General features: G+C 64.1%; 11 protein-coding genes. 4 read left to right on the top strand and 7 right to left on the bottom strand.

The window, feature by feature from the left end; translation table 11 throughout:
• Positions 1-16: 16 nt before the first annotated feature.
• The 4 genes from AC6I9R_RS21295 to AC6I9R_RS21280 all read left to right on the top strand — a co-directional run bounded on the left by AC6I9R_RS21295 (position 17) and on the right by AC6I9R_RS21280 (position 5,329).
• Positions 17-1,048 carry an amino acid ABC transporter substrate-binding protein gene (locus AC6I9R_RS21295; protein WP_461429327.1) on the top strand — a complete coding sequence of 344 codons (1,032 nt, stop codon included), beginning with the start codon at positions 17-19 and terminating at the stop codon, positions 1,046-1,048.
• Between the two features lie 147 nt (positions 1,049-1,195).
• Positions 1,196-2,734: an amino acid ABC transporter permease gene (locus AC6I9R_RS21290; RefSeq protein WP_461429263.1), complete on the top strand. Its 1,539-nt coding sequence runs from the start codon at positions 1,196-1,198 to the stop codon at positions 2,732-2,734.
• A 1-nt stretch (position 2,735) separates the two neighbouring features.
• Positions 2,736-4,511, top strand: coding sequence for an amino acid ABC transporter permease (locus AC6I9R_RS21285; protein WP_461429264.1), 1,776 nt, complete (start codon positions 2,736-2,738; stop codon positions 4,509-4,511).
• Positions 4,512-4,537: 26 nt separating this feature from the next.
• The gene (locus tag AC6I9R_RS21280; RefSeq protein WP_461429265.1) at positions 4,538-5,329 is read left to right on the top strand and encodes an amino acid ABC transporter ATP-binding protein; all 792 of its coding nucleotides are present in this window, start codon (positions 4,538-4,540) and stop codon (positions 5,327-5,329) included.
• A gap of 177 nt (positions 5,330-5,506) precedes the next feature.
• On the opposite strand, the gene AC6I9R_RS21275 is transcribed toward AC6I9R_RS21280, so the two are convergent.
• From AC6I9R_RS21275 to yidC, 7 genes are all read right to left on the bottom strand, one after another.
• Complete coding sequence (locus AC6I9R_RS21275) at positions 5,507-6,004, bottom strand: SixA phosphatase family protein (RefSeq protein ID WP_461429266.1); 498 nt, start codon at positions 6,002-6,004, stop codon at positions 5,507-5,509.
• A 13-nt stretch (positions 6,005-6,017) separates the two neighbouring features.
• Positions 6,018-6,665: a ferredoxin gene (locus AC6I9R_RS21270; protein ID WP_461429267.1), complete on the bottom strand. Its 648-nt coding sequence runs from the start codon at positions 6,663-6,665 to the stop codon at positions 6,018-6,020.
• 3 nt (positions 6,666-6,668) lie between these two features.
• Positions 6,669-7,526: an acetylglutamate kinase gene (gene argB / locus AC6I9R_RS21265; RefSeq protein WP_461429268.1), complete on the bottom strand. Its 858-nt coding sequence runs from the start codon at positions 7,524-7,526 to the stop codon at positions 6,669-6,671.
• Positions 7,527-7,643: 117 nt separating this feature from the next.
• Complete coding sequence (gene yihA, locus AC6I9R_RS21260) at positions 7,644-8,300, bottom strand: ribosome biogenesis GTP-binding protein YihA/YsxC (RefSeq protein ID WP_461429269.1); 657 nt, start codon at positions 8,298-8,300, stop codon at positions 7,644-7,646.
• Positions 8,297-8,941: a CatB-related O-acetyltransferase gene (locus tag AC6I9R_RS21255; protein ID WP_461429270.1), complete on the bottom strand. Its 645-nt coding sequence runs from the start codon at positions 8,939-8,941 to the stop codon at positions 8,297-8,299. Before AC6I9R_RS21255 ends, yihA begins: the two co-directional genes overlap by 4 nt.
• Positions 8,938-9,699, bottom strand: coding sequence for an MOSC domain-containing protein (locus tag AC6I9R_RS21250; RefSeq protein ID WP_461429271.1), 762 nt, complete (start codon positions 9,697-9,699; stop codon positions 8,938-8,940). Before AC6I9R_RS21250 ends, AC6I9R_RS21255 begins: the two co-directional genes overlap by 4 nt.
• The gene (yidC, locus tag AC6I9R_RS21245; protein WP_461429272.1) at positions 9,696-11,582 is read right to left on the bottom strand and encodes a membrane protein insertase YidC; all 1,887 of its coding nucleotides are present in this window, start codon (positions 11,580-11,582) and stop codon (positions 9,696-9,698) included. Before yidC ends, AC6I9R_RS21250 begins: the two co-directional genes overlap by 4 nt.
• Positions 11,583-11,902 lie beyond the last annotated feature (320 nt).

The raw sequence follows: 11,902 nt of genomic DNA, 5'->3' as shown, positions 1-11,902 counted from the left end.
ACAGGAAGAGGTAAACATGAAAAAATCCGTATTTCTCGGCACGCTCGCCGTCGCAGGTACTGCGGCAGGTTTTGCGGCCGCTGACGGTCACGCATCCGGTACGCTGGCTCAGGTCCAAGAGCGCGGCACGCTGAACTGTGGCGTGACGACCGGCCTGACCGGCTTCGCCGCACCCGACGCCAATGGCGAATGGCAGGGCTTTGACGTCGGCGTCTGCCGCGCAGTCGCAGCCGCCGTTCTGGGCGACGGCAACGCCGTTGAGTTCGTTCCGACCACTGGCCAGACCCGCTTCACCGCGCTGGCCTCGGGCGAGATCGACATGCTGGCCCGTAACACCACCTGGACCTTCTCGCGCGATGTCGACCTTGCGTTCGAATTCGTCGGCGTGAACTACTACGACGGTCAGGGCTTCATGGTCCCCCGTGAGCTGGGCGTGTCCTCGGCACTGGAACTGGACGGCGCGACCGTCTGCATCCAGACCGGTACGACCACCGAACTGAACCTGGCTGACTTCTTCGCCTCGAACAACATGAGCTACGAGCCCGTGCCGATCGAGACCAACGCAGAAGCACAGCAGCAGTACCTTGCCGGTGCCTGCGACGTTTACACCACGGACGCCTCGGGCCTGGCCGCAACGCGCGCCACGTTCGAAGATCCCTCGGCACACGTCGTTCTGCCCGAGATCGTGTCCAAAGAGCCGCTCGGCCCGCTGGTCCGTCACGGCGACAACGAGTGGGGCGATATCGTCCGCTGGACGCTGAACGCGCTGATCTCGGCTGAAGAGCTGGGTGTGACCTCGGCCAACGTCGGCGAAATCGGTGGCACCACCGAGAACCCCGAGATCCGTCGCCTTCTGGGCACCGAAGGTGAGCTGGGCGCAATGCTCGGCCTGGAGGCTGACTGGGCCGCCAACGCCATCGCGGTCGGTGGTAACTACGGCGAGATCTTCGAAGGCAACATCGGCGAGTCCACGCCAATCGGTCTGGCCCGCGGCCTGAACGCTCAGTGGACCGACGGCGGCCTGCTCTACAGCCCGCCCTTCCGCTAAATCCTGACCTTGGGGGGCGCGAACGAAAGTTCGCGCCCTTTCCATATCCACCTTATTCCGCGCATCTCTCAGACCGACCAAGGCAGGACCCGACATAACTGGGCCGCCCCCTAGAGACAGCGTGTATCCTTCCGACAGGGGACAAAAATGGCGACGCTTTCCGATCCGCCGCGCGAGTCGTTTCATCTCAGCCAGCTGCTGTATGATACGCGCTACCGCTCCATTACGATCCAGGTGATTGCGTTCATCCTGATCATGGCCGCGTTCGTCTTTCTGGCGCGCAACGTTGTTATTAACCTCAGCGCGCTTGGGAAGGACTTTGATTTCGGGTTCCTGGGCAGCCGCGCGGGCTATGACATCAACCAGCGCCTTATCGAGTATTCCAACGAATCCACCCATGGGCGCGCCGCGATTGTCGGCATTCTGAACACCCTGCTGGTCGCCTTCCTGGGCTGTATCGTCGCCACGATCCTGGGCGTGATCGCGGGTGTTCTGCGTCTGTCGAAGAACTGGATCGTCTCGCGCCTGATGTCCGTTTACGTCGAGGGCTTCCGTAATGTGCCCCTGCTATTGTGGATCATCGTGATCTTCGCGATCATGACCGAAAGCACGCCCGGGCCGCGCGATTTCCGCGGCGCTGACCCCGAAGCGTCGATGCTTCTGGGCGAGTCTGTGGCCATCACCAACCGGGGTATTTTCATTCCCGCGCCTGTCTGGGGCGACGGGGCACTTCTGCTGGTGGGCGTGTTCATCGCGTCCCTGGTCGGCATCTGGGCGTTCCGCCGCTATGCCCGCAAACGCCAGGAGGCGACGGGGGATATCCTGCCGGTCTTCTGGGTGTCGATGGGCCTGTTTTTCGTCCCGGTCCTGGTGGTCTATTTTGCCTATTCGGCGGCCATCGCGCGGGATCAATACCCGATCCTCGCTGTCGGCGCCGAGCAGGGCGTGACGCTGGAAAGTTATGTGGCCGATAACGGCAACCCGTCGATCTGCGCCTTGCCCTCGACCGCCGGTGTGAACCTGTCGAGCGCCCTGCGCGCCCTTGGGGAACGCGCCAGCATCACCCGCGTCTCGACCGAGGCGGAGTTGCTGGAGGCCGTGCAATCCGGCGATTGCATCCTGGCCACCGTGTCGCCCGAGCTGGCCGAAAGCTTCCCGGGCACGCTGGATGGCATCGAGATGGTTGCCCTGAGCGATACCGTTGACCGGGGTCGCCCGCTGCAGTTCGAGCGTCCGCAACTGGCGGGTTTCAACTTTGAAGGCGGCGTGCAGCTGCGCAACTCGCTGATCGCCTTGTGGTTCGCGCTGTCGCTTTATACGGGCGCCTTCATCGCCGAGATCGTGCGCGCCGGCATTCTGTCGGTGTCCCGGGGTCAGACCGAGGCGGCCTTCGCCCTGGGTCTGCGTCCGAACCGGACGATGAACCTGGTGATCCTGCCGCAAGCCCTGCGGGTGATCATCCCGCCGCTGATTTCGCAGTTCCTGAACCTGACGAAAAACTCCTCCCTCGCGATCGCCGTGGGCTACATGGATGTGCGCGCCACCCTTGGCGGCATTACCATCAACCAGACGGGGAGGGAGCTGGAGGGCATCCTGCTGATGGGCCTTTTCTACCTTGCCCTGTCGTTGCTGATTTCAGCGGTGATGAACCTCTACAACAACTCAGTCAAATTGCAGGAGCGGTGAAATGAGCGAGACCCATTCCGAAACCGCCACGCAAGCCTATGTCCGCACCGAGATGCTGTCAGAACAGCCAGCGCCGGTGTCGCAGACGGGCGCTGTCAAATGGATCCGCGAGAACCTGTTCTCGTCCATCGGCAATTCCATCATGACGATCCTGTCGGTCGCCTTCATCGCTTACGTTCTGATCGGCATCATGCCGTGGATGTTTGGCGGTGTCTGGAACGCGGGATCCCTCGCGGAATGCCGGACGGTTCTGGGGGCCTTTGGCGGTGACGGCCATTCCGGCGCCTGCTGGGCCGTGATCGAAGATCGCTGGCGCCAGCTGGTCTTCGGGTTCTACCCGCAGGAATACTACTGGCGCCCGGTCCTGACCTTCGTGCTTCTGGGGGTCGCCCTTGCGCCGATCCTGTTCTCGGATTGGGTGCCGCGCCAGTTGATGATCTTCTCGGTCCTGTTCCCCTTCGTCGCCGTCTGGTTGATCTGGGGCGGATCTGTCTGGGTGCCGATGCTGGTCGTGGCCAGCTTTGGCGTGGGCTATCTTGTCTACCGCCTGGCCGCGACCGTGGTGTTCACCGGCCTGGCCGTGGGCCTGGCCATCGTCGCCACGTTCTTATGGTGGGCGTTTGCCGTGGGGGCCATCGATTCCCGGATCAACGCCGCCGTCGGCGCCCCGCGCTATGACAGCGCGGTTGCCGAGCTGGAAGCCCGTCTGGCGGCTCTGCCAGAGGAAGTCGCCACCGCAGAAGCCCTCGTTGAGAGCATCGCGGCGGAAGAAGCCGAGGTGATCGCCGACCGCGATGCCACCGTGTCCCAGATCATGGAAGGCGCCAGCAATGTGCCGGAGCTGCAGGACGAACTGCTGGCCTACCAGCGCACGTTGACAGATGTGCGCAATCGGCAATCCGAGGCCGCACGCGCGCTGACCGTCGTGAACGCCGAGTTGAGCGATGGGCAGCGCCTGTTGGACCAATATCTGACGCTACCGGCCCTGCTGGAATCCCTGCCAGAGCTGCGTGAAAATGTGGCGAATGCGCAGGGCGATGACGTCGCGGCGGCCGAAGCGGCCTTGTCCGGGGCGCAGGAGCGCATCGACTCGATCTATTCGGTCCTGGGCCGCGTCGGGCTTCCACCCGTCCAGAGCCGCGAGATCGGGGGCTTCCTGCTTGCCTTCATCCTCGGCGTCTCGGGCATTGTCCTGTCGTTCCCGCTTGGCATCCTGCTGGCGCTGGGGCGGCAATCGGACCTGATCCTTTTGAAGATGGTGTCGGTTGGCTTCATCGAGGTGATCCGGGGCGTGCCCTTGATCGTCTGGCTGATCACCGCATCGCTGCTGTTGAACTACTTCCTGCCGCCGGGCACGACCTTCGACCTGGTTCTGCGGGTGGTGATCATGGTGACGCTGTTTGCGTCGGCCTATATGGCCGAGGTGATCCGGGGCGGCCTTGCGGCGCTTCCGCGGGGTCAGTACGAGGGCGCGGACAGTCTGGGCCTGAACTACTCCCAATCGATGCGCCTGATCGTTCTGCCGCAGGCGCTGAAGATCTCCATCCCCGGCATCGTGTCCACCTTCATCGGTCTCTTCAAGGACACGGTTCTGGTGGTGTTCATCGGTCTGCTGGATCCCATCGGGTTCTCCAACTCGATCCGGGCGGACACGGACTGGAACGGCGTCTACTGGGAAATCTTCATCTTCATCGGGGCGTGTTTCTTCGTCTTTTGCTACGGCATGTCCCAATACTCGCAATATCTTGAGCGTAAGCTCGCTACCGGTCACCGTTAATCGGGCCATCGCTGAGGAGAAAACTCATGTCTAACACTGCAGAAGATCGTGCAATCGACCGTTCTCAAATGAAGGTCTCGGACGAGGTGGCGATTGAGATCGACGGGATGAACAAGTGGTACGGCACGTTCCACGTTCTCAAGGACATCAACCTGACCGTGAACCGCGGCGAGCGGATCGTGGTCTGCGGCCCCTCGGGTTCGGGCAAGTCGACGCTGATCCGGTGCATCAACGCGCTGGAAGAGCATCAGCAGGGCTCCATCGTTGTGGACGGCACGCTGTTGTCCAACGACCTCAAGAACATCGACAAGATCCGGTCCGAGGTGGGCATGTGCTTCCAGCACTTCAACCTGTTCCCGCATCTGACGATCCTGGAAAACTGCACGCTGGCGCCGATCTGGGTGCGCAAAACGCCCAAGAAGGAAGCCGAAGAGACGGCGATGCATTTCCTGGAAAAGGTGAAGATCCCCGAGCAGGCCGACAAGTACCCCGGCCAGTTGTCCGGCGGTCAGCAGCAGCGTGTGGCGATTGCCCGGTCGCTGTGCATGCGGCCGCGCATCATGCTGTTTGACGAGCCGACCTCGGCCCTTGACCCGGAGATGATCAAGGAGGTGCTGGATACGATGATCCAGCTGGCCGAAGAGGGCATGACGATGATCTGCGTGACCCACGAGATGGGCTTTGCCCGTCAGGTCGCCAACCGGGTGATCTTCATGGATGCGGGCCAGATCGTGGAGCAGAACGAGCCGGAGGAGTTCTTCACGAACCCCAAATCCGAGCGGACGCAGCTGTTCCTGAGCCAGATCCTGGGGCATTAGATTCTTTTTTATGCGCTACCGCGCTTCGCGCTACTTGAGCGCGGGGGATGCGCTACTGCGCTTCGCGCCGCTTGAGCGCGGGTGGCGGGGTGAACCCTGCCCCACGAGAAATTTCCGCCCGTATCGTTTGATGCGGGCGGTTTTTTTGAGTTGTATTTGGCAAGATGAAGGGGAGGCTCAGCGCGGATCGGGGAGGTCGCGCGGGGTGGTGAAGTGCAGGACAGTGCCCGCGCCGGGCGTGATCGCGCCGTCAAAGCGGAGCACGGTGGTGGCGCCGGTGGGATAAGCACCAAAGCGCTCATCGGGCGGCGGGGTTTGGGCCAGGGCCCAGGCCAGCGCCGCCGTGCCGGGGTTGTGGGCGATCATCGCCACGAGGGGTGCTGTGGTGGCTTGGAGGGCCTTCAGCATCCGCTCGGGCTCGGCCAGGTAGAGGTTTGGGTCGAGGGTTGCCTGGGGCGCGCCGGGCAGATGGTCGGCGATGCCCGCCCAGGTCTGCCGCGTGCGCATGGCGTCGGAGCAAAGCACCACGTCCGGGATCAGATTGTGTTGTGCGAGGAACGCGCCGATGCGCGGGGCCGAGCGAAAGCCGCGCGCGCTGAGCGGGCGGGCGTGGTCACCGGTGCTGCCGTCCCAGTCGGACTTGCAGTGGCGGATGAGGATGACCGTCTGGCTCATGTGGGGATCGGCCTCATTTATGGAACTGGCGCATGTGGTAGGCCGATTGCGCCGGGTCGCGCGCGAAGTCCTGGCTGACCGGGCAGGCGCGGCGGGCTTTGCAGCCGTTTGTCATGCAATCGGCGCCTGCTGGTGTGTCAAGGAAGCTGTGGCAGGCGGCGGTATCGTAGCCTTCCTCGGTGAGCGCATTGACGGGGCAGGCGGTTTCGCACGGGGCGGCGCAGAGCAGGCAAGGCGTGAGGCGCGGCGGCGTGAGCGAGATGGTTTCCTTCAGCGCCAGCGCGCCGCGAAACGAGATCATCAGGCCCTGGTCGTTGTGGACCAACAAGGTGACGGGGCTGGCGTGGATGCTGCCCGATTTCTTCGCCCAGGAGATGAACGGATGCCACGGCGGGCCGCCGAAGGGGAAGAGCGGCGTCGCGTTGAGGGTTTCGGCGATGTCCGTGACGGCGCGGGTGGACCAGCGGTCGAGCGGGTCGGGCGCGCCATCCTGAGCCTCGTCCTGGGATTGGAAGAAGCTCCAGAAATCAGGGTCGCGCGGCGCGAGGAGTACGAGGGTGCCGGTGCCCTCAGGCGCGAGGTCACCCGGCGCGGGGTGGAAGGCACCGACGATGCCGAGGTGGTGAGGGGCGGCGGCGGCAGTGATCGTCTCATAATCCACGGCTCAGGCCCTTATCATGGAACCGGCGCCATGCTCGGTAAAGAGTTCCAGCAGAACGGCATTGGCAACGCGCCCGTCAACGATGGTGCAGGCGCGCACGCCGGCGCGCACAGCGGCAACGGCGGTTTCGGTCTTGGGGATCATGCCGCCGGCGATGGTGCCCTCGGTCGTCATGGTGTCGATGTCGGCGGTGGTGAGTTCGGTGACGACGTCGCCCTGGGCGTTCTTGACGCCCGAGACATTGGTGAGCAACAGGAGGCGGTCTGCCTGGAGCGCGGCGGCGATGGCACCGGCGGCGGTGTCGCCGTTGATGTTGTAGGTCTCGCCGTTCCTGCCCTGACCCAGAGGGGCGATGACCGGGATCATGTCATCCTCGAAGAGGTTGGTGATCACGGAGGGGTCTACGTGCGACGGCTCCCCCACGAAGCCAAGTTCGGGGTCGGCGGGCACGCAGGTGATTAGATTGGCGTCCTTGCCCGACAGGCCCACGGCCTTGCCGCCCTCGGCATTGATGGCCTGGACGATGCGCTTGTTGACGCGGCCCGAGAGGACCATCTCGACGACTTCCACCGTGGCGGCGTCGGTGACGCGTTTGCCGCCCTTGAAGGTGCTTTCGATACCCAGCTTGGCGAGCATGTCGTTGATCATCGGCCCGCCGCCGTGGACCACGACGGGGTTCACGCCGACCTGGCGCAAGAGCACCATGTCGCGGGCGAAGGAGGCCATTTCGGCATCGTCGCCCATGGCGTTGCCGCCGAACTTCACCACGACAATGGCGTCGTTGAAGCGTTGCAGGTAGGGCAGCGCCTCGGAAAGGGTGCGGGCGGTGGCGAGGTAGTCGCGGGTCATTTGGGTTTTCATGGCGCTTGGGGTCGGTGTGACAGGTGGCGCCACGTTAGGGGGTGGGCGCGCGGGTGTGAAGCGCATTGGGGGCCAGCCCCCAAACCCCCGGGATATTTTTGGAACAGGGAAGGAGGGCTAAGCCTCGATCGACGCGATGGTGGCGCGCAGGGTCGGGATGCCATCGCCCTTCTCGGAAGACGTCAGGATGATTTCCGGGTAGGCGGCGGGGTGGAGGCTGAGCGCCTTGCGGGTCCGGGCGAGGGAGGCGTCGCGGTCTTTCGCCTTCACCTTGTCGGATTTGGTCAGGACGGTCTGGAAGGGAACGGCGGCGATGTCGAGGAGTTTCATGATTTCCTCGTCCACGGCTTTCACGCCATGGCGCGCGTCGATCAGCACGAAGGCGCGGCGCAGGGTGGCGCGGCCTTGCAGGTAGGACTTCAGGAGCGCTTGCCATTGCTGGACCACGTGCAGGGGCGCCTCGGCGTAGCCGTAGCCGGGCAGGTCGACGAGGTAGTGGCTGTCGAGCAGGGTGAAGTAGTTGATTTCCTGGGTGCGGCCCGGCGTGTTGGAGGCGCGGGCGAGGCCCTTACGGCCTGTGAGCGCGTTGATCAGGGTGGATTTGCCGACGTTGGAGCGGCCTGCGAAGCAGACCTCGATCCGGTCTGCCGGGGGCAGGCCATCCATGGCGACGACGCCTTTGAGGAAGTCGGTATTGCCCGCAAAGAGTTTGCGGCCGCGTTCCTCGGTGGTGGCGTCGGGGGCCCCGGCCAGGGGGAAGGGCAGGGTAGTCATGTCGCGGCCTCCAGCGCGGGCAGGTCGGCGCCGCGGATCGCGTTCAGGTTACGGGTGATCTTGTCGGCGGGCCAGTCCCACCAGGCGATGGCGAGGAGCTGCGCGATCGTGGCCGCGTCGAAGCGCTGTTTGACGGGCTGCGCGGGGTTTCCGGCGGCGATGGTGTAGGGGGGGAGGTCTTTCGTGACGGTTGCATTGGCGGCGATGATGGCGCCCGCGCCGATGGTCACGCCGGGCATGATCGTGGCGGAATTGCCGATCCAGACGTCGGGGCCGATCACGGTGTCGCCTTTCTGGACGGCGGTCCAGGTGGCGGGGTCGAAGCCCTCTTCCCAGCCGTGGCCGAAGATGTTGAAGGGGAAGGTGGAAAATCCGTCCATCGCGTGGGTGCCGCCGTTCATGAAGATGCGCACGTTGTGGGCGATTGCGCAGAAGGGGCCGATGTGGAGGTGATCGCCGATAAAGTCGTAGTGGTGAAGGACGTTGCGGGTGAAGAAATCGCGGCTCTCGTCCTGATCATCGTAGTAGGTGTAATCGCCCACGGTGACGTTGCTGCGCCCTTCGGCCAGGGGCTTGAGGAACACGGTGCCCGCATAGGCGGGCAGCATGGGCGCGAGGGTGGTGGGATCGGGGCCCGTCATTGGACCGTGACGGTGTCGCCCGCTTTGATCTGCCCGCCCTGGCGCACCATGGCGTAGACGCCGAAATCCTGATGGCCCCAGCCGTCCTCCAGGGCGCGCAGCGTGTTGGCGTCGCGCTTGCCGGTGGCGGGGTTCGCCTCGGTCGCGCGGCAGCGGGTGATGCGTTCGACGACCTCCAAATGCGCTACCGCTTCGCTACTTGAGCGCGGGGAGCGTATCGCCAGCGTTTTGCCGACGAGGTCGAACTCTTCCCAGGGGGCGAGGCCGTCGATCCAGAGGTTGCCGCGGAACCGCCGCACGTCGAGCTCTTGGCCGAGTTTCTGGCCGAGGGCGCGTAGGGATGATGGGTTGAGGATGCTGATGGAAGCGAAGGGCGCGTCCGACATCCCCTCGGGCGGGGAGGCCACGAGCGCTACGGGCTTAGGGCGGTTTTCCGGGTAGATCGGGGTTAGCCAGTCGAAGAAGGCACCCATGTCGCCGCCGGGGGTAACGCTGATGTCGTCGCGGTCGGGATGGCTGAGGTGGATGACGTCACCATCCACGCGGCAGGTTACGGCCATCAGCGAGGGGCCCTTGGCCCCGCGCAGGAAGTTGCGGCAGGACCGCCAGCCGTCGGAGGCATCGCCGCCGTCTTCCAGCACCGCCCAGGCGCGGTCGAGCGGCAGGGGCAGGCCCGGCGCCAGATCAATGGCGCGCAGCCGCTCGGCCCCGATGCCCTTGATCGGATAGCGCCAGATCTGATCCAGCGTGTACGTCATTTCTCGGCCTTGGGCTTCTTCTTGAAGCTCGAGCGGATGTTGCCGAAGACGTCTGGTTTGAAGCCCTGGCTGCGCATGATCAGGTACTGCTGCGCGAAGGTGATCGTGTTGTTGGCGATCCAGTAGACCAGCAAACCGCTCGCGAAGCTGCCCAGCATGAACATGAAGACCCAGGGCAGCCAGGCGAAGATCTGTGCCTGCATCGGATCCGTAGGCGCCGGGTTCAGCTTCTGCTGCAGCCACATGGAGATGCCGAGCAGGAGCGGCAGGATGCCGATGAAGATCAGCGCCATGATCGATTCCGGCTCGGGTGCGGCATTGGGCAGGAGGCCGTAGAGGTTGATGATCGACGAGCTGTCGGGGGCCGACAGGTCATTGAGCCAGCCGAAGAACGGCGCGTGGCGCAGTTCCAGCGTGACGAAGATCACCTTGTAGAGCGAGAAGAAGATCGGGATTTGCAGCAGGATCGGCAGGCAGCCGCCCGCCGGGTTCACCTTGTTCTTTTTGTAAAGCTCCATCATGCCCTTTTGGAGCTTCTCCCGGTCATCACCAGCGGATTCCTTGAGCTTCTCCATCTCGGGCTGAAGCTCCTTCATCTTCGCCATCGACACGTAGGAGCGGTAGGCGAGCGGGAACAGGATCGCCTTCACGATGACGGTCAGCGCGATGATCGCGAGGCCCATGTTGCCGATCATCAGGTTCAGCCAATGCAGAAGCCAGAACAGCGGCTTGGTCAGGAAGTAGAACCAGCCCCAGTCGATGCTGTCGACAAAGCGTGAGACTTCGCCGCGCGTGGGGTCCTGTTCGGCGCCGAACATGGCGCGAATGAAGCCCGGTTCGGCGTTCTCATAGTCGCGGATCGCCTCGGCTTCCTTGGCGCCTGCGAAAAGCTGTGTGGTGACTTCGACCGTTTCGCCCGCGGCGATGGCCATGTAGGGCAGGCGCGCTTCGGTCTGGTAGATGTCGGCGGAGGGGACGTATTTGATCACCGAGACGAAGGGCTGGTCTTCGCCGGGGATCAGGGTGGTCATCCAGTATTTGTCGGTGAAGCCGATCCAACCGTTCGCCTCCACCTCGATCACCTCGGCGGGGACGCCTTCGCGGGCGATCACGTCGAGGTCGGGGAGGTCGGAGTAATCGACCTCGGACAATTCGCCATCGACTTTGCGCACCACGCCTTCGTGCAGGATGAAAAAGTTCTGCAGATCCGAGGGCAGGCCGTGGCGGGCGACGATGCCGTAGGGGGCCAGGTTCACGTCCGCCGCGCCGGTGTTCTCGACCGATTGGGTGACCTGGAACATGAAGCGGTCATCGATTTCGATGGTGCGGCGGAAAATCAGGCCGCTGCCATTGTCCCAGGCCAGCGTGATCGGCGTGTCGGGGGTCAGCGTGGTGCCGGATTCCAGCTCCCACGGGGTGTCGGAGGTGGGGACATCCGCGTAGCCGAGATCGCCAGAGGGGGTCCAACCGTAGAGCGCGTAGTAAGGGTCATCGGAGCCCACGGGCGAGAGCAGGCGCACGATCTCGTCGCCGTCGACCTCGGTGGTGTAGTTGCGAAGGGACAGGTCATCGATGCGCCCGCCCAGAAGCGAGATGGAGCCTTCGACGGCGGGCGTCTCGATGGTGATCCGCGCGGCTTCCGACAGGGCCACTTCGGTGGGCGAGGTGTTCTCGGCCCCGGCCCCGGTGGGGGCGCCGGTTTCGGTGACGGGCGGGGTCAGCGCGATGTCGGTGTCGGTCACGACACCGCCGGTCTCGGCCGCGGGGGGGACGGCGTTGGGGTCCTGCACCACCTCTGGCGGCGGGAAGAGGAGGAACCAAACGAGAATAACAACAAAGCTAAGGCCGGTGGCCAGGATCAGGTTTCTGCTCTGATCGTCCATCTTGGCGGTCTTCCTCTGTCAGGGTCCTTACGAATAAGGCGCAAACACCGGGCGCGAACGGTGTGGCCAATCCATGGGGGTTCAACAGACTGAGGGTTGAAAGGTCAAGAGGCGAAATGGGCGCGGGGCGGTGGGGTTACCTGGTGAGTCCGTTGATTTTGCAACAGATGGGGACGGTTGGGGGAGCACGCAAGGGCGTCCAACGTGATCGACGGGTCAGAGGTGGTCTCGGGGCCGTTGCTAGGTGCGTTGCTGCCGCATCCTGCGCGACGGGCGATGGCGCTGTGGTTTATACATATCCGATCTTGCGAAACTGCACG

It is taken from the genome of Gymnodinialimonas sp. (assembly GCF_059726805.1).
The sequence above is the reverse complement of the archived record's forward strand: the minus strand, read 5'-3'. Positions and strand labels throughout refer to the sequence as shown.